We start from the raw sequence: 17998 nt of genomic DNA on the forward strand, positions 1-17998 counted from the left end.
TAATTACACCTCATTTTTTCTATTAAACTTCCATTCTCTTAAAAGGATGGTTGGGCTGTCTGTTGAACTTTTAAGCTTAATATACAAGTCTTGCACACCTTTCGCACCCGTAACATTAGTTGTTAGTTCCATCCATTGAAGGGATTCGGTCGCAGGCGGAACAATGATTTCTCCAATTAACAGTCCGTCTGCACGATCAAGTCGAAGTTCTAACGTACCTTCGGTTCCTTGATTCGCAATCGTGGCTGTGAAGGTTGTGGGTCCTTCACTTTCAAAGTCCACCTTGGATATAGCTATCCAACTGTCATTCTGCAGCTTAGCGGACATGATATTCGAATCGGATGCAGAACTCTCAGCAGAGTCAAGATATTGCTCTGTTGTTACTCTGCTGCTCCAGCCAATCGTCGAACCACTTACCCGCTCATAGGGATTGAAGCACTTGATCTGATCTACGCCCTGATAATCTGCATGTACCTTCTGAATCCTACCCGTGGCCTCATCATGCTCAACTCGATTCAGATGTGTTGAACGGTAACCATCGGGAATATTCATGGCCTGACTTAATGTCTGAGCATGATAGGCAATGTACCACTGATCGGCCAGTTGGAATATAGCATGATGGTTATTGCCGCCAACATCAAAAAAGTGGCCTGGATTCTGGAGCAACGTCCCCTGATATGTCCATGGCCCCATCGGCTGAACACTGGTCATATATGCAATTTCACCAGGTGGTGGGCTGCCCTCTGGCCGATTACCTTCCACAAAATTGGAGCAATACGTAAAGTAGTAACTATTATTATATTTATGTATCCCAGCATCTTCAAACATATAAGGCGCCTGAATCACCTTTGCTATGCCAACAACGCTGATCATATCGTCTCCCAATCTCATCACTCTTGCCGTATCAGGTCTTTCTGCTTTTCCCTGCGGAATACCACCACCAAAGTATATGTAGGCCTGATGATCATCATCTACAATGACAGCCGGATCGAATAACCAGGTTACTTCCTCCACTCCCGGTGTTTCTCTTGTAATAAGTGCTTTTCCTATAGGGTCTATCCATGGACCTACAGGTGTCGGTGCAGACAGTACACCTATTCCACTGGCATTGTTGGCGAAATAAAGAAAGAAACAGTCCTTGCCATCCAGTATTCGATGAGCAGCTGCCGGGGCCCAGGATTGTGAAGCCCATGTTGCTGCGCCTTGAGGTCCAGCAACTCTGATCTCCCCATGATCGGTCCAGTTGATTAAGTCATCCGAAGAAATGACCGTAATCCGGTTGATTGAACTGTAGCTGTTTTTCTGAGGAAGACCGTCTTTATCATATTCCAGCTTATCACTAGTCATATATAAGTAGACTCGATTGTTAAATACCAAAGCATAGGGATCGGCTCCGAATTTGTGGGCCACCAAAGGGTTACCGTTGGGACGAAGCTTTCCAATCTCCCCTGGAATACTCTCCAGATTGGCAGCTTGATCTTGCTTTTGCTCACCAGCTTGTGGTGTGGAATGATGATTCATCAAAAGAATCCCCCTATAATCGTTTTTAGAGAAAGCGTTTGCAATACAAAAGGTAACATGATAGGATGATTACATTTTAAGGTAAGCTGAGTACAATTTCATTGCGTTAACCGCTCTATTTATTGCGTCAAATGACGGGAGGTACTTTATGAGTGGATCCTCTGAGTGTTTTTATGATCCCATCCAGCCTGAGCTCTTATATCTACACAGCGTAACGACGTATAAGCTGGAAACGATCTATCATCGCCATAATGCATACGAGATCTACCTGTTTCTTCGTGGCAACGTTCACTTTTATGTAGAAAATCGATGTTACCATGTACAGCCTGGCGATTTGCTTGTGATGTCACCCGAGGAGATGCACCGAGCCTTTATTCTGGATGAATCTGAGTATGAGCGAATTACAATCAATCTCAAAAAAACATATCTGTTTCAGCTTTCCACAGCATCAACCAATCTATCGTCATGTTTTGATCATCGCCCCAAAGGAACAGGCAACATCGTACATTTAGACGACTATAACATGAAGCAGATGCTGCAATGTACGAACGAACTGGAAGGATTGCTTGCTTCCGATGCTTATGGCACCGATATCAAAATAAATGCAGCCGTAGCCCAATTGTTGGTCATGATTAACGTCTGGTTCCATAACAATTCCTTTGTTCCCAATGACATTATGCCTGAACTTGTTCGTGAAACCATGGATTATATTGAAACACATCTAAATCAAGACATTACGCTTCGCAAACTTGCCGAAGTGTTCTACATGAATAGTACTTATATCAGCCGCCAGTTCAAAAAGCATACTGGATTGACAATCCGTTCCTACATTTTGGGTCGACGTATTGAACGGGCCAAATTCCACCTGTCAGAAGGAATGAGTATTACGGATGCATGCTTTCAATCGGGCTTTAGTGACTATGCCAATTTTATTCGCAGTTTTACCAAAATGGTCGGCATCTCCCCCGGTAGATATATCAAACAAAGACGTGATGCAATGGAAGCTTTGCCACAATAATGACAAGCTCATTCAATGTAAACTAAAAAACATCAAGCCATCCTGCATGGCTCGATGTTTTTTAAGTTCTTGATATACTTCAGATCTGCAAACAGTGCATTACTGTGATTATATCCGCAAGTTAATTGATCTCTTTACCTGTCCACAATCGAACGCGATCTTTAATCCACTCCGTATACTGCTGTTCCATGCCTACTGCACCTGCATTATCAAGTTCGGTAATCATATTGTCGTATATGCCTTCAAAGGCACTTGGAGAGGATGTAATCGCTTCGGCGATCCGTTTCTGAATAATATCCTGCGTTTTCTGGTACACAACGTTATAATCGCCGCTATCCGAAGGAATCGGCATATTGTAAGCAGCGCCCCACTCTTTCACCGGGAACTCCTCTTCGGAAGGGAACAAGTCCTTCCATGTCGTGATGCCATAACCTTTCAAAGCTTCTTTCTCCTCATCAGAATAACTTTGCTGAATCTGTTCTGGATAATTCGTTGTATAGTAATTATCCGTTGAATCTTTAACGCCATCCCCGTAGTGAGCACCAAAAATGTAATACAAGCCTACTCCGGTTTCTTTGGTGAATGTGTTATTGTCTTTGTTTTTACGTTCCTGTACATCGGCCGGGATGGTGCGAACACCGTCTTCCACGTTATATTGCTCGCCTTCAACGCCCCAGTTTCTCAATAATTGCCCTTCTTCAGAAGACATCCAATCCAAAAATTTGATGGCACGGACAGGATCTTCACAATCGACTGTTATGCCAATGCCATAACCATCAAAGCCGATATTTTGGAAATCTTTCCGCTGAAAACTCTCATCTAACGTTACCGGATAGAATCCGTAGGTCATATCGTCTTTTCCTGCGCTTTTCAAAGCATTTTCCGCATCACTGAATCCCCAGCTTGGATCAAGCAAGGATAACACGCGACCACTGGCGATTTTGGACTTATACTGGTCATCCTTCTGAACAAAACTGTCCTTGTCCAGCAAGCCTTCATTGTACATCTTGTTCAACCACCGGAAATATTCCTTCTCCTCGGGACGTTTGTAATGCAGAACGGCTTCGTAGGTATCCGGATTGATGAAATATTCACCATCTCCAGGTCCTCCAGTAGACATGACAGCGGGATCAGTAACTGTGATCATTCGCCGCCAGCCATCTGCACTAAGCGTCAGCGGAATTGTGGGTTGGCCATCATCTGTGGTCGGATGTTTCTTGTAATATTCACGTAGCACTTTTTCGAAATCGTTTAAGGTTTTGATCTCAGGATACCCGAGTTCCTTGACTACACGATGTTGAATGGCAGTACCATTCGTCGCATCGAAGCTGACTTGATCAATCGCACCATTCGTTGGAATCCAATAGATTGAAGGATCGTCATTGCTGTATTTCAACCGATTGAAGTGCTCACCGTAAATCTTTTTCAAATTGGGGGCGTGTTCTTCGATCAGATCCGTCAAATCAATCATTGCCCCGGCATCAACGAGTCTGGTCAAGTTACCTTTTGGGAAGATCAAATCCGGATAATCGCCGCTGGCAGCCATCAGGGAAATGCGGTCGTTTCCTCCTCCGCTCGAAATATCGAATTCTGCATCAATACTTACACCGGTTTCTTCCGTAATTTTCTTCCCTACAGCATCCTGCATTTTGTTCCAGTTCGGACTTGCATCTGCGCCGAAGAATGTAAATGTGATCGGGCTGTTGGGGTCACTCGTATTTGATTCGGAATTCTCTCCAGCGTTTCCGCAACCGGCGGAAACTAACACAACAATTGTTACGAGACATGCTCCTAGCATTTTTGAAACGGCTCTCATTATTTTTCTGCCCCCTAAATGGTGTTAGTCGTAATAACCAATCCAGACATTACGATGGTTCACTTTGAAATAGTATACGCTTACATATTCAACCGTTAATAAACGATTACAATCCTGCCTACCCTATTCCATGTTTAAAGTATAAGGAAGTCTAATAACCCCAACCTTGATTATTAAGCCATGAAAATAGCATGATCTAGACATAAGTCTCAGTAAAAATGTGAAGACCAAAAAAGCGATGGTTGCCCATCGCCTCATAAAGCCAAACCTACATTTCAATAATATAATTCCAACGTAAATCCTTGGATCTCACCTTCCACATCCCGCAACAATTCCATGAGTTGGTCAGCGTAATCTCCAAGAATCTCTTTGCTTTTCTCAAAACCAATCCATTGAACAGTAAGCGGCATACTTACAGCCCCAGTCAAGACATCCCATAGTGCGTCCAAATTGCCTCCATAGCTCTCGTCTAACTCAAGCTGGTTCTGCAAAATTTGATGAAGCTCTTCCTTACTGTGAAAGTCGTTTCCGTTAATCTGAATGATGCTCATATCATTTCCTCCGTTTATTTTAACTGTTCAAATGACTTGTAATGATCTGTCGTCTGGTAGATTAAACCGTCATTCGAGTATAGAATTCGGTCGCTTCCGCGCCGTCCTCCTGAGTAATTTATATCCGCTTCGTACCATATCCGGCCTTTTTTGTTGGGGAGTAATCCTTCCCGGTTCCTGAACACGTCGCCGCCGATGCTTTTGCCTGGAGCGACTTCATGTAAATTCCCTTCACTTGGTTCCCAGCCCAATTCTCTGGCCTCTTTCTTGGTAATGTAATTTGGCGGGAGTTCATTGTGCTCCGAGATATAATTGGCAACCTCATCAAATCCCATATCCTCCGAAACTTGAGGTGATCCGAGATCAAGCACAGACTCTGACGTACAACCCGAGAACAATAATGCAGCGAGGATGATCACTAATGTGTAAGCAAATTTTCTGAAAAACATAATCTTTTCTCCTTTTGATGTTCCTGCTCTTGCTGCCTTCCGTTTTGCTGCTATTTCGATGACAACGCTTCTAATGTTAACGATTTGTGGTAATTAAAGCAATTCTATAAGTCTATTATGGAGTTGAAATTCAATCATTAAAGGCTGTTACCCTGCTCCATTGAAGCATTACTCTTATTCTACAACAAAAAAAGTCGCTAAAATAGCGACTTTAATCGTACCACGATCATTACCATTCAATACATTCATTTAATACATTATTTTAATTTGCCCATCCAGTTCTCAAGGGCTATAACTACCTCTTCCAACTGCTTTTCTTCCGTAATTGCAGGTTGATTATCTCCTTTTTGCATGCCATATGAGCCAAATTGACCGTGATTTCCACCCTCAATACTCACATATGTCGTGTCTTCCGGAAGATTTGCTTTGGAGTTCTCCCAGTCTTCCCTGTTAAGCACTCCGTCATCCGAGCCTGTAATCTGTAAGATAGACAAGTCCGTATTCTTCAAGCTACCTCCTTCATCTGCATAAGAAGCCAAGAAAAAGACGCCTTCCAACTTCTCATTGTGCTCCGCAGCATACCGTGATGCAAATGACCCTCCCAACGAATGGCCACCAATAACAAACGCTTCGTTAGGATGTTCCTCGATAAAGGAATCAGCCTTGTTTTTACCGAAAATCGCCAAGTTTATTGGCATGTTTGCGATATATACGCGGTGACCCTGTTCTGCCATTTCTCTGGCAAGTGGAGAATAACTTTCAGGTTCAACCAGACCACCTGGATAAAAAATAATATTCGGTTTGGTTATCTCTGTACCCACGGGTTCAAATCGGTAACCGTCCTTAATCTTAGTGACATTAACCTGAGCATCACTTCTCATCGCCGTTTCCGCTCGTTCAGAAGGACTATACGTAACCGAATTGAGATATACGAAAACGCCGGCCACGATGATAACGATGGACAGGATCGTCCACATGATTATCTTTTTCCATTTGTTTGTACGTTGTGCTGTTTTCAACCTTAAAACCACCTTAGTATGAGGATAATGATATGTCTTTTTTAACTCTTCGTAATTATACTTACCGGTAAGTATAATTACAAGTTGATTTTGCTTACTATCGTTATTTGTCATAAAATATTCATGGAGGGAAGTCCAATGACAGAAAAAACACACAAACGATTGCCTGGAAGACCCAAACATGGCAACGACGATATCTCAATTCAGCAAACCATTATTCAAACTGCTTCACAGTTATTCATGGAGTATGGCTACGAAACAGTCACGCTTCAGCAGATTGGCAAAACATGTAGCGTATCAAAACCAACCATTTATTATCATTTCACCAGCAAACCAGAGCTTTTTAAGGTTGCTTTTACAACAATGCTACAGAATGTGAGCCGGTTAACCTCGCATATCCTTGATCACGCCGAGAATCTGGAGTCGGGGCTTGTGCGATTGGCAGAGGCCAGACTGGGCAATCCACATGCGGAGATTGAAACCATGCTCAGAGAAGCTGAGCCTTTTCTTGAACCAGCTCAAATTCAGGATATACGCAACGCGGAGCATCAGATTCACGAAGTGTTAGCCTCCCATTTCCAACGGGCAATGGATGAAAACAGACTGCGGACGGACGATCCGTTTTTCCTGGCAGAGACCTTCTCGACTATGATGTTAATGGGTAATCGGGAAGATAACCTTCATAAATATGGTTCCAACTTTTCGCTTGGCCAGAAGCTAGTAGATATTTTCATTCGCGGAGCGCAGTAAAAATTTCAGGGCAACAAGGAGAGCTGACATGAATATCCCTAGAGGAACCTATGGGTTTCGATTCGCCGAAGACAAGGAGCTCCAATTGTGTGTACTGTATGCGGCAGGATGTGATTCAATAACCGATCCTTCTTATCATTGGGATGGACTCGAACGTTCGGACGGGCCTCTCCTGTTATTCCAATATACAATCTCGGGTGAAGGTGTATTTGAGTCGAACAATCGCATTCATCATGTTACCGCAGGACAAGCTTTTTTGGCAGAAATTCCAGGAGTTCATCGCTATTACTACCATTCAGCATCAAAAGAACCTTGGGCGTTTCTGTTCCTGCTGTTCAGGCCCACTCTTATTCTGCCCCATTGGCGAAAATTTCTTCGGGAAGCTGAAGAAGTTCCCTATCTTCCCGCTGATTGTACACCTATCCGACTGTTGCGGATGATCGTGACTGATGCGGCGGCAGGCAGAATCACCGATCCTCTGATCGCATCATCCAGCGTATATCAGTTCATGACAGAATTGACTCGATTACAGAAAACAACGTTGCGCAACAGGGAGAATTGGTCTGAAAACATTCAAATAGCCGTTGAATACATAGAAAACAACTACTCCAAGATGATCAGTATCGATCACCTTGCGGAGCATGTTTCCCTTTCCAAATATCACTTTATACGTCGCTTTTCCTCCAGTACAGGTTTGACGCCTGGTGCTTATCTGACCCGTGTACGTACCGAGAAAGCAATGGAACTGCTGCGCGGAACTACGCTTAGCATTGAAGTCATCGCCGAGCAAGTCGGTTATTCCAGCGGAAGTTATTTTATCAAAGCCTTTCGCAGCATAACCGGCGTTACGCCAGGTGAATTTCGTAGTGGCGGAGAAAGCCTTGTGTACCGTAAATTGTTCTTCGACTAACCGCAATATTTTGCTATTTCATACTCAACATTACTGTAGATATTAATAAAATCCTTTATTATGATGAATTGAGCGAGAGCAATAATTAATCCATAAAGGAGCATTCCCATGAATCATACGCTTGCAGCATCAACTCCACCGCTTGGCTGGAACAGCTGGGATTGTTACGGCGCGGCCGTTACGGAAGACGAAATTCGTGGCAACGCCGAGTACATGGCAGAACATCTTAAAGACTTCGGCTGGAGTTATATTACGGTCGACATTCAATGGTACGAGCCTTTGGCCAATTCTTCGCAATATCGTCCGTTCGTTCCACTCATCATGGATGAATATTCGCGGCTTATGCCTGCCGAGAATCGGTTTCCCTCCGCTGCAGGTGGACAGGGATTTAAGCCATTAGCCGACTACGTTCATAGTCTTGGGCTGCAATTTGGCATTCACATCATGCGCGGTATTCCACGTCAAGCTGCACATGCGGCTACTCCGATTCTGGGTACAACTGCCACTGCGCGCGATATTGCTCATCCAAATTCCATCTGTCCGTGGAATACGGATATGTATGGTGTTGATAGCTCAAAAGAAGGCGCACAAGCCTACTACGATTCGCTTTTTGAACTGTATGCACAATGGGGCGTTGACTTGGTGAAGGTGGACGATATTGCTGCTTCAAGGCTCTATGACACCCATCAGCCTGAGATCGAAATGATATCCAAAGCGATTGAGCGCTCCGGTCGGCCCATGGTACTAAGTCTCTCTCCTGGCCCTGCCCCGGTGGAATACTCAGAATTCTTAGCTGATCATGCCAACATGTGGCGTGTCACCGACGATTTCTGGGACCTTTGGCCGCTGTTATTGGATATGTTCGACCGCTGCCGGACGTGGCAGGGCGTTCCCCAAGCAGGTTGCTGGCCAGACTGTGATATGTTGCCTTTGGGTCATATCGGTATCCGTTCTGTAGACGGTGGTGGAGCAGATCGTTGGACTCGGTTCACGCCTGATGAGCAATTAACGATGATGTCACTGTGGAGTATCTTCCGCTCCCCGCTCATTTTTGGTGGTGAACTGCGAGATAATGATGACTGGACACTATCCCTGTTGACCAATCGTGAGGTTCTGCGAATGCATCGCGAGAGTTATGGAGCCAAAGAAGCCTTACGTAAAGAAGATCTTATTGTGTGGACTGCCCAGCATGCGGATGGTTCCTCTTACGTCGCTGTATTCAACATCGGTGAGAATTCTCTACCTGTGGATCTATCCATTGATGAGGTCGGACTATCCAGCATTACCGAAGGTACCGAATTGTGGAGCCGAGAAGCAGCTGAATTTACAGAGAATTCCTTAGTTACTACTGTACCTGCGCACGGCGTGCGTCTCTATCGGTTTTCCTAAGTTTGCAAAAGAAAAAGAGAGGTCTGTCGTTCATTAGACAGGCCTCTCTCTCATTTCATGTTCATCGTTAAGATGCACTCGAATGATGAACAGTTTTGGACTTACGCCCAAATTGCAGCATATATAACATGGTCATCGCAATAACAAACAAAGCGAGCACAATAAAAATATTACTGTACACAAAAGCTGTCTTATCTTGAATCAAAGGGTTCAGTTGAAGCGTGGTTTTTCCCCCGTCAAGCACCTTTCCTAGGGCAGCAGTAGACACAGACACTGCAATGAAGTTAAACATGGATAGCAACCCCATCCCGATTCCAATTTGCTCTTTGGGAAGCGTCTGAGCAATGGTATTTGAGATCGCAATTTGCATATAAGACTGACCCAGAACACCAAAAACAAGAAAAAAGGAAATCAAGACAGGTGTAGCACCTACAACTAATGATAGGCTTATGAAACCAACAACAAGTAGTGAAGATGCCGTATAAAGTAGAAAAGGATTCCCTTTTTCATCCGCAAGCCTTCCACCTTTGCGTCCGAGGAATGCAGCTACGAGCGCAGAAGGTAGCATAATGACACCTGTCAATGCTGGGGATAGACCATGTACTTCCGAGAGCAATTGTGGCGTAGTAAATGGAATAGCAGGACTGATTGCGATCAGAAGGAATGCAATTCCCATTCCAGCTGAATATGCTTTGTTTTGAAAAACAGCGGGTTTCACAAACGGCTCTTCCGCATAACGAATGCGCATGATGAACAGTATTAATAAGACCATCCCGATTAATAGGAACCATGCATTAGATTGGGTTAATGCGAGCAAAAGTGTAGCAACCGTTCCTGCTAATAACGCTCCGCCCAAATAATCCATTTTTTCACTGCCGCCTCTTTCATCATCCATGTATTTTCGATAAAAAGGTAGCGCAGCAAGAGAAAGCAATGGGATTACAAAAAGAAATTGCCAACTTAAAGCACTCGATACAAATCCGGCTACGATTGGAGCAAGAGCATTTCCAAGAGCGATACCAATGGCGGAGGTACCCAACGCTTGCCCGCGTTTCTCCGGTGCGAAGTATCGAACGGGAATAATCATGGCCAATGCAGGTATGACCGCTGCACCAGCAGCTTGTACGATCCGTGCAACAATAACCATCCAATACTCTGTAGCCACAATCCCCAGAAGAGAGCCTGCTGCCAATATCCAAAGACCAAATGAAATTAGACCCTTTATGCTGTATTTATCGGTAAGTTTCCCGTAAGTAACTGTACCTATCGCATATACAATCAAATACCCTGTAACGATCCAACTCGCTTGAGAAGCAGTAAGTTGGAACTCTTTGCCAATCACAGGTAATACAACATTAAACATCATTCCATTCATGACTGATATGATCAGTGTGAAAACAAGAACACGGAGCAATAACGCTTCTTTATTGGTGTTCATCATACTCTCCTCAATTCTTTTGAAAATAAATTGTCTGTCAGTACTTACTGTCATTAAAAACTTTAAAAAAACTAGGGAGTTAATGCCCTAGTAAACGTCCACACACTCTCTGTAATGATGCCTTCCAATGAGAGCCCTGGAAAAAGCACATCTTCTTCGAGATTATTTATGAATACGCCATAATTCAATGACATGAATGAAAAAGCTTGCAGTTCAGGATTGATTTGAACCAACTTTCCTTTATCAAACATGATATTAAAGTAATTGGTTAGAATCTCCAAAAGTTGTTGAGGATGCTTTACCGTTCTCTCTCTATAACCGGGTAGATGCTCTACTTCCTTCAGGCTAATCATAAACAATTTGCGGTTACGGTTCATGATAGTATGATATGTCTTGCTGATCAGCAACAAATCTGTATACAGATCCCATACGAGTTTTTCATTGAAGATCCTTGTCATCTCTTCTGCATAATGATATTGGTCAAAGGCAGTCTCTAACAAGTTTTGTTTGGTTCCAAAGTGCCGAAACAAGGTTTTTTCACTTAGTCCGGCTGTTGTAGCTATTTCCTGTGTCGTCACACTTTTATAGCCTTTTTTTGAAATTAAATCGATGGCCGTCAACATTAATTTTTCTTTACTGCTTAGATTGCTGCTAATGGACATGTCTATATCCCCTCCTTCCTGAATGTCAGTAACCACTGTCATTGATGCAATAATAACTAAAGAGTTTTTTGTTGTCAAGGTACGAATCGACAAGCTACCTTCATGATGCCCTTCTGTTCATACTTCCGTTTTCTTGATGGAGACGACGGCTTTTCCTTTCACACGACCTTCTCCAATATCCCGAATGGCTTGAGCCGCTTCACTTAATGCGTACTCCCGATAAACAATCGGCACGACTTGGCCTGATTCAACAAGTTCTTTCCATACCTCTTGATCCTCATGATTCGGTTTATGAATGAGAAGTATTATTTGCTTATAATTAAGCCTGGCAACAATAGGAGCTGACATCAGATTGAGAAGAATTTGCCACATTGGACCTCCAATCATCACATATCTGCCCCCCTTAACTAATGCACGTTTCACAGCAAAAACCGAATGCTTGCCAATAACATCCAGAATCAGGTCGTATTGCACTCCTTTTGCAGTGAAATCAGCTTTCCTATAATCCAACACATAGTCAGCTCCCACAGCGAGTAACATATCGAGCTTTTCAGCACTGTCAACGCCAGTCACCTCAGCCCCAAGCAATTTGGCATATTGGATGGCAAATGTTCCGACTCCGCCACCGGCGCCATTAATCAGAACACGCTGTCCCTTTTGCAGCTCCCCCCGATCACGTAGACCTTGCAAAGCCAGAACGGCTGCCTGAGGAATAGCTGCTGCCTGCACATAGTTGATACCCGCAGGTTTGGGTGTCAAGGCATTCTCAGCCGCACATACATATTCCGCGAATCCACCCCAGCCGCAACCGGAAAGATCTCCGAACACCTTGTCTCCTGGTTTGAACCGTGTAGCTGAAGCTCCAACGGCGATTACACGCCCTGTGACATCTGCGCCAAGAATTCGATAACGAGGCTGTCGGACCGCGCCGATGCGGTTAACGAATGGCTTCCCATGAAGGAGATCCCAGTCCCAGGAGTTTACCGAAGTGGCATGGACCTCAATTAACACTTCATGATCCTTGGGCATAGGGATGGCTAGTTTTTCTAATCGAAGGATTTCTGGTGTTCCGTAGGTATCATATACCAATGCATTCATGGTGTTATTTCCCCGTTCTTGGGGTAATCCAGCATTATTCGTTTTTTCGCCCATGATCAGTCTCCATTCGATAGACATATGTGTATCCATGGTCCATTACGCATACCCAATCTTCCTGTCAAACAATGGATACGTTGAATATATTCAGCGGTTTCATTTGTTGAAGATTTAGAATGTTGAAATGATTAAATTGCGAGATCATCCATGGCTTGAACAGCTAGCCGGAAGGCTTTAATCCTTCTCTCCAGTAGAGTCTTTTGAGGGCTACCTTCTTTGGACTTGAGATACATGCTCTCAAGGGATGGAAACAATCCAATCAAGACAAGGCGGGCTTCTGCTATATCTTCCTTGGTGTATGAATGAGCTTTTTGATTCCAGACATTTTCCAATAACGCTGCGCCGATATGCAGAGCTTTGAGGCGTTTTTGTAATAAGGTAGTATTTGAACTTTTCTGGATCATATTTGCTAGAGCATTTTCCGATTTGCGGATGGTTGATTGAAAGGCTTTGATGGATTCCAGTTGAACTTCTTGTGACACATTTTCCATGGAGTACAGACCTCGCTTTCTTCGCTTATTTGGTTGATCTTTTAAGAAAGGAGCGCTACCTATAATATCACCTCATAAATATAACAAAAAAAGCCGCTTAAAATAGCGACTTTCAATGTGTTCATTCTCGATTCAGTTCTAGAGTACCTTCTCCAAAAAGCTGATCGTCCGTTCATTCTTCGGATTTCCAAATATCTCTTCCGGAGTGCCCTGCTCGACGATATAACCACCGTCCATGAAGATCACACGATCAGCTACTTCGCGGGCAAAACCCATCTCATGGGTAACGATCATCATCGTCATGCCTTCGCTCGCGAGGTCTTTCATAACACCAAGCACTTCTCCTACCATCTCAGGGTCGAGCGCCGAAGTTGGTTCATCAAATAACATAACGTCCGGATTCATAGCAAGCGCACGAGCGATAGCTACACGTTGTTTTTGTCCACCTGACAGTTGTGTTGGGAAGCTCTCTGCTTTATCAGACAGACCCACACGCTCAAGTAATTTGAGTGCTGTATCACGCGCCTGCTGGGCATTTAATATCCCGAGTTCTCTGGGCGCAAACATGATGTTTTTAAGTACACTAAAATGAGGGAACAAGTTAAAATGTTGAAATACCATGCCAATATTTTCACGAGCCTTGTTCAGGTTGGTTTTAGGGTCATTCAGATCCTGATCATCCACGATAACCCGGCCTGCCGTAATGGCATCTAATTGATTGATACAGCGCAAGAAGGTACTTTTTCCCGAACCGGAAGGCCCGATGACACAGACAACTTCTCCTTCGTTGACCGCCACATCAATTCCCTTGAGAACCTGATTTGTGCCGAAACTTTTCTTCAAACCTTCAACTTTTATTTTAGCCACGACGAACCTTCACCTCCAGATAATCAGCAATTTTGGTCAATGTGATGATAACAATCAGGTACATAACCGCAACCGTTAACCAAATATCAAAAGAGGAGAACGTTCTTGCAATAACAATTTTACCCGATTGTGTCAACTCTACGAGACCAATAACGGACAAGATTGACGTATCCTTCAACGTGATAACCATCTGGTTAATGAAGGACGGAATCATAACCCGCACTGCCTGCGGAATGACGATCTTTATCATCGCTTTGCGATAAGGAAGGCCCAATGAACGAGCAGCTTCCATCTGACCACGATCAATCGATTGAATCCCGCCTCGGATAATCTCGGTTACGTACGCCCCTGCATTCAGACTAAGTGTCAGAATAGCCGCCAGGAACAATGGCATCGTGAAGCCCATCGCCTGTGGAATCCCGAAATAAATAAAGAATGCCAGGACAATCAGCGGAATGCCGCGGAAGATATCTACAAATACAGTGGCAACACCACGAAGGAATTTGTTCTGTCCCACCTTCATAAATCCGAAAATCAGACCAATGATAAACGCAAAGAACAGGGACACAATCGTGTATAAAAGTGTGTTTCCCAGACCTTTAAAAAGTGCAGGAAGAGATTTCTGGATTAGCTCCCAGCGACCTTGATTAGCAACAGTCGGAGCGTTCTCACCAAGATATGTCTCGGTAATGCGTTTATACTCACCGTTAGCTTTGATATTGGCGAGACCTGTATTAAACATCTCCAGAAGCTCCTGGTTTTTCCCCTTGCTTACTGCAAAACCATAAGGAGCGCCATCTTCTTTGTCGGTAACAATTTTCAAACCGTTGTTCTGATTAACCCCATAGGCCAGTACAGGATAATCTTCAAAACAGGCTACGGAATTACCGGTTTTTACATCCTCATACATTTGGTATGACTCATCGAACGGAACGATCGTAAATCCATACTCTGAAGCAATGGACTCTGCAAAACTAAACCCTTCTGTTCCGGTTTTCACGGCTACCTTCTGCCCACGAAGGTCTTCATAACTCTTAATTGTGTCATTGTTGGCACTAACACCCATAACGACACCTGATTCAAAATAAGTATCAGAAAAATCAAATTTTGCTTTTCGCTCATCCGTAATACTCATCCCTGCGATCACACCATCGACTTGATTCGCCTCAAGTGCCTGTACAGCTGCGTTAAATCCCAGGGATTTGATTTGATACTTGAAATTTTGATCTTTGGCGATGGCATCCAGCAAATCCATGTCGATACCAACAAAATCACCATTCTCATCTTCATATTCGAATGGAGCAAATGTGACATCAGTTCCGATAACATAGGTTTTACCGGAATCGGACGCTGCTGCAGCGTTCCCTACCCATCCTGATAGACCGCTCACCAGGAGCAGCATCAGTGAAAGTATAAAAAATGAGATCTTCGTTGTTTTCATGTGTCCTCCCCGTCTCGGTGTTGTCCGAATAATCATTATTTTCTTTGGAATCGGTATTACTGTTATGCTTTTTGTCGTTCTTCTGCCCATTTGATTGTTATTATTTACTGTATATTAACAATCAATGCTTTGCCTTTCCACTTGCAACATTTTCCTCCATCATTTTTTTCCAACCAGTAAAAGTCCTCTTAATACTTACCCTTTAGGTAAGCTTTACGAAACCCAATATTACATTGTGAATCTGAAAAAAGGTACATTTACTTTAAAACGTATTATTTAAAATTTAAAACTCAAAAAAAGCCGCGATTTCCGCGACTTTTTATTGTACAGTTTTTTATCATCTATTAATTTGATCTGGTTGTCAATACAATCTCGAACTTCGAACCCACTTCACCCGCGAACACAATGGTTCCGTTCTCAGGCAGTACAATTTCGTTTTGTCCACTGACCACTGTATGATTCATCCCTACACCCGCTTGGTTGTATACAGAAAATGCGCTGTTTGCAGGCATCTTGACGGTCATTTCTTTACCTGCAGCTGATGCTGGAATCGAATACCATGTGGCATGACCATTCGCCTGAATCGTTGTCTTCGATTGTTTTCCCGCATAGATCGGTTTGATGATGTCTTGAGCAGCATAAACGTTGCCTCCAGCTGTAACATATTCCACGCCATTTTCCTCATAGAAATTAAACTCCATCGTGTCACGGCCCGCTAATCCAGGAATTTGCAATTGGTTCACGGCTTGGTTAGCTCCAACAATTTTGTTGGTGTAGATATAACCAGGCAGCTCATTAAAAGTATGAATGGGAATCATCGGCATCGCTGCGTTGTACAGTGTTGATGTGTATTTTTCATTGACCAACACGTAGGCTTTGCCTTCCCGTTTCTGCCATGCGGCCTTTACTTCTGCAGACAATTCATTGGTTTCAAGCTTTTCTGCTTTATATTCCGACGAAGCAACTTGTCCAAGTCCAGGAATAGACTGATACAAGCGAGACCACAAATATGTGTTCCCATTGACTTCCTGAACGAACTTCAGCTTTTCCGTAGCCGCATCATTAACAAATGAGCCATCATTGGTGTACGTATAGGTCTGATCAGGACTGTTAGGAGAGGACAGATTAGATAGCGTTAATTGCCCATCATCTTTTACGTCCATCTTCATTAACATGTTTGCCCCACCAGCGTATATGCCAGTGTGCTGTGTAAGTTCCTTCGGCATGGTTGTTTTCACCGGTGCATCATAAGACTTCTCCGGCTTACGCTCTGGAATGATATTTTTCTCCTCAAGCGCGCCAAGCAACAGCTCAGTTGCCAGCAATTGATCCGTTGAGCTATGACCACCCGAAGAGGTTACCGCAGCAGCCATATTATACTCCGGAAGTACAATCAAGGAGGAATGATAGGTTATGGTATTGCCGCCTTTGCTTACTGCCTGGATGCCGTAATCATTAAAAGGAAACAGGTTCACGCTATCCCAGCCCAGGCCGTAACCAATAGACGAATCGCCTTCTTCCGGCCACATACCTCTCTTGTATTCTTCTTGCTCCATGGCCTCTACGGATTCCTCCGAAAGAACACCTTTAACCTCACCTGTAAAGATTTTCGAGAACTGAACCAGATCTTCAGCAGTGGAATAGATGCCTCCCGAGGCAATCATATTTGTAGTCTCTAATGGGAGTTGCTCCTCATGCAAAGGGGCATATGTTGCTGCCATCTGGCTAAGGTCCACAATATCCTGCGGTGTTTTGGTATGCGCCATACCAAGAGGTTCGGTTATGTACCGGTGCATGAAAGTTGTGAAGCTCATGTCACTAACCCGCTCAACCAGAATCTCAGCTAATGTAAAACCGTCATTACTATACACCGAGTATGCGCCAGGATCGGCCTTCAAATGTTGCGTCGCCAATTGTTCCAGTAACGTATCATGCGCGTAGGTATCATTATCTCCAAACAGTATTGCACTGTTACTTGACGTTCCGAGAAGTCCGGATGAATGATTCAGTAACATGCGTGGTGTAATCTGTTGGTAACGCTTGTCTTTCATTTTAAAGTCTGGAATATACTTCACGACAGGCTCATCAAGATCGATCTTGCCCTGATCAACGAGCTTCATTACGGCGGTGGTGAGCACCATTTTACTGGTTGAACCAATGCCATACATGGTATCTGAAGAAAGCGGGATGTTGTTTTTCAGATCATTTTTGCCTGCCTGACCGGAGATCACAATCTCGCCATCATCCATCAGCGCGTACTGCACACTTGTCGTAGCGTATGATTCAGTGAGTACCTTGGCCTTTGCACTTACTGCTTTTTTAGTTAGATCATACGTAGGGCTACTACCGTTACTGGTAGCGGGTGTGGCCATGGCCGACATTGGGGACATCATTGCAAACACCAAAGTTATGGCGGCGATAGAAGTTCGTTTCTTTCGTGTCAATCTCATCTTCTCCTGTCTAGTCTATGGATTAGGAATCTCTGTGTTCGTACTCCCGTAGTGTAACCGAAGAAGATGAA

General features: G+C 43.9%; 16 protein-coding genes. 4 read left to right on the plus strand and 12 right to left on the minus strand.

Features of this window, described 5'->3' with window-relative positions; all coding sequences use genetic code 11:
- Nucleotides 1-3: 3 nt before the first annotated feature.
- Nucleotides 4-1521: a glycoside hydrolase family 43 protein gene (locus BLS69_RS08910; RefSeq protein WP_091030533.1), complete on the minus strand. Its 1518-nt coding sequence runs from the start codon at nt 1519-1521 to the stop codon at nt 4-6.
- A 148-nt stretch (nt 1522-1669) separates the two neighbouring features.
- Between BLS69_RS08910 and BLS69_RS08915 the strand changes: the two genes are divergently transcribed.
- Nucleotides 1670-2539 carry an AraC family transcriptional regulator gene (locus BLS69_RS08915; protein ID WP_091030535.1) on the plus strand — a complete coding sequence of 290 codons (870 nt, stop codon included), beginning with the start codon at nt 1670-1672 and terminating at the stop codon, nt 2537-2539.
- A 121-nt stretch (nt 2540-2660) separates the two neighbouring features.
- Here the strand turns inward: BLS69_RS08915 and BLS69_RS08920 are convergent, their stop codons facing one another.
- The 4 genes from BLS69_RS08920 to BLS69_RS08935 form a co-directional block, all read right to left on the minus strand.
- Nucleotides 2661-4355 (minus strand): ABC transporter substrate-binding protein, encoded by a 1695-nt coding sequence (locus BLS69_RS08920; RefSeq protein ID WP_091030538.1) that lies wholly within the window; start codon nt 4353-4355, stop codon nt 2661-2663.
- Between the two features lie 275 nt (nt 4356-4630).
- Nucleotides 4631-4906: a barstar family protein gene (locus tag BLS69_RS08925; RefSeq protein ID WP_091030540.1), complete on the minus strand. Its 276-nt coding sequence runs from the start codon at nt 4904-4906 to the stop codon at nt 4631-4633.
- A gap of 14 nt (nt 4907-4920) precedes the next feature.
- The gene (locus BLS69_RS08930; protein ID WP_091030542.1) at nt 4921-5355 is read right to left on the minus strand and encodes a ribonuclease domain-containing protein; all 435 of its coding nucleotides are present in this window, start codon (nt 5353-5355) and stop codon (nt 4921-4923) included.
- 257 nt (nt 5356-5612) lie between these two features.
- Nucleotides 5613-6374, minus strand: a complete 762-nt coding sequence (locus BLS69_RS08935) for an alpha/beta hydrolase (protein ID WP_091030544.1) — start codon at nt 6372-6374, stop codon at nt 5613-5615.
- A gap of 138 nt (nt 6375-6512) precedes the next feature.
- Here BLS69_RS08935 and BLS69_RS08940 point away from each other — a divergent pair, with 138 nt between their 5' ends.
- From BLS69_RS08940 to BLS69_RS08950, 3 genes are all read left to right on the plus strand, one after another.
- Entirely contained in the window at nt 6513-7124 is a 612-nt protein-coding gene (locus tag BLS69_RS08940) for a TetR/AcrR family transcriptional regulator (protein ID WP_091030546.1), read from the plus strand.
- Nucleotides 7125-7152: 28 nt separating this feature from the next.
- Nucleotides 7153-8034 (plus strand): AraC family transcriptional regulator, encoded by an 882-nt coding sequence (locus tag BLS69_RS08945; protein WP_091030547.1) that lies wholly within the window; start codon nt 7153-7155, stop codon nt 8032-8034.
- Between the two features lie 108 nt (nt 8035-8142).
- Nucleotides 8143-9423, plus strand: coding sequence for a glycoside hydrolase family 27 protein (locus tag BLS69_RS08950; RefSeq protein WP_091030550.1), 1281 nt, complete (start codon nt 8143-8145; stop codon nt 9421-9423).
- A 67-nt stretch (nt 9424-9490) separates the two neighbouring features.
- Here BLS69_RS08950 and BLS69_RS08955 read toward each other — a convergent pair whose 3' ends face one another.
- The 7 genes from BLS69_RS08955 to BLS69_RS08985 all read right to left on the minus strand — a co-directional run bounded on the left by BLS69_RS08955 (nt 9491) and on the right by BLS69_RS08985 (nt 17927).
- A complete protein-coding gene (locus BLS69_RS08955) occupies nt 9491-10864 on the minus strand; it encodes an MFS transporter (protein WP_371129039.1) in 1374 nt (457 codons plus the stop codon).
- Between the two features lie 68 nt (nt 10865-10932).
- A complete protein-coding gene (locus BLS69_RS08960) occupies nt 10933-11523 on the minus strand; it encodes a TetR/AcrR family transcriptional regulator (protein WP_091030556.1) in 591 nt (196 codons plus the stop codon).
- A gap of 117 nt (nt 11524-11640) precedes the next feature.
- Entirely contained in the window at nt 11641-12675 is a 1035-nt protein-coding gene (locus BLS69_RS08965; RefSeq protein WP_218133563.1) for an NAD(P)-dependent alcohol dehydrogenase, read from the minus strand.
- 131 nt (nt 12676-12806) lie between these two features.
- Entirely contained in the window at nt 12807-13169 is a 363-nt protein-coding gene (locus BLS69_RS08970) for a hypothetical protein (protein WP_091030558.1), read from the minus strand.
- 138 nt (nt 13170-13307) lie between these two features.
- The gene (locus tag BLS69_RS08975) at nt 13308-14036 is read right to left on the minus strand and encodes an amino acid ABC transporter ATP-binding protein (RefSeq protein WP_091030560.1); all 729 of its coding nucleotides are present in this window, start codon (nt 14034-14036) and stop codon (nt 13308-13310) included.
- Entirely contained in the window at nt 14029-15477 is a 1449-nt protein-coding gene (locus BLS69_RS08980) for an amino acid ABC transporter substrate-binding protein/permease (RefSeq protein ID WP_076327609.1), read from the minus strand. Before BLS69_RS08980 ends, BLS69_RS08975 begins: the two co-directional genes overlap by 8 nt.
- 344 nt (nt 15478-15821) lie before the next feature.
- On the minus strand, nt 15822-17927 hold the full coding sequence (locus tag BLS69_RS08985; RefSeq protein ID WP_091030563.1) for a serine hydrolase domain-containing protein: 2106 nt from the start codon (nt 17925-17927) through the stop codon (nt 15822-15824).
- Between the last annotated feature and the right edge of the window lie 71 nt (nt 17928-17998).

Origin of the sequence: Paenibacillus sp. CF095 (assembly GCF_900101225.1) — a bacterium.
Classification (GTDB): domain Bacteria; phylum Bacillota; class Bacilli; order Paenibacillales; family Paenibacillaceae; genus Paenibacillus.

Bases quoted from the DNA above. Each gene is read 5' to 3' on its own strand.
- BLS69_RS08910 (WP_091030533.1), bottom strand. From the start codon at position 1,521: ATGAATCATCATTCCACACCACAAGCTGGTGAGCAAAAGCAAGATCAA.
- BLS69_RS08915 (WP_091030535.1), top strand. From the start codon at position 1,670: ATGAGTGGATCCTCTGAGTGTTTTTATGATCCCATCCAGCCTGAGCTC.
- BLS69_RS08920 (WP_091030538.1), bottom strand. From the start codon at position 4,355: ATGAGAGCCGTTTCAAAAATGCTAGGAGCATGTCTCGTAACAATTGTT.
- BLS69_RS08925 (WP_091030540.1), bottom strand. From the start codon at position 4,906: ATGAGCATCATTCAGATTAACGGAAACGACTTTCACAGTAAGGAAGAG.
- BLS69_RS08930 (WP_091030542.1), bottom strand. From the start codon at position 5,355: ATGTTTTTCAGAAAATTTGCTTACACATTAGTGATCATCCTCGCTGCA.
- BLS69_RS08940 (WP_091030546.1), top strand. From the start codon at position 6,513: ATGACAGAAAAAACACACAAACGATTGCCTGGAAGACCCAAACATGGC.
- BLS69_RS08945 (WP_091030547.1), top strand. From the start codon at position 7,153: ATGAATATCCCTAGAGGAACCTATGGGTTTCGATTCGCCGAAGACAAG.
- BLS69_RS08950 (WP_091030550.1), top strand. From the start codon at position 8,143: ATGAATCATACGCTTGCAGCATCAACTCCACCGCTTGGCTGGAACAGC.
- BLS69_RS08955 (WP_371129039.1), bottom strand. From the start codon at position 10,864: ATGATGAACACCAATAAAGAAGCGTTATTGCTCCGTGTTCTTGTTTTC.
- BLS69_RS08960 (WP_091030556.1), bottom strand. From the start codon at position 11,523: ATGTCCATTAGCAGCAATCTAAGCAGTAAAGAAAAATTAATGTTGACG.
- BLS69_RS08965 (WP_218133563.1), bottom strand. From the start codon at position 12,675: ATGGGCGAAAAAACGAATAATGCTGGATTACCCCAAGAACGGGGAAAT.
- BLS69_RS08970 (WP_091030558.1), bottom strand. From the start codon at position 13,169: ATGGAAAATGTGTCACAAGAAGTTCAACTGGAATCCATCAAAGCCTTT.
- BLS69_RS08980 (WP_076327609.1), bottom strand. From the start codon at position 15,477: ATGAAAACAACGAAGATCTCATTTTTTATACTTTCACTGATGCTGCTC.
- BLS69_RS08985 (WP_091030563.1), bottom strand. From the start codon at position 17,927: ATGAGATTGACACGAAAGAAACGAACTTCTATCGCCGCCATAACTTTG.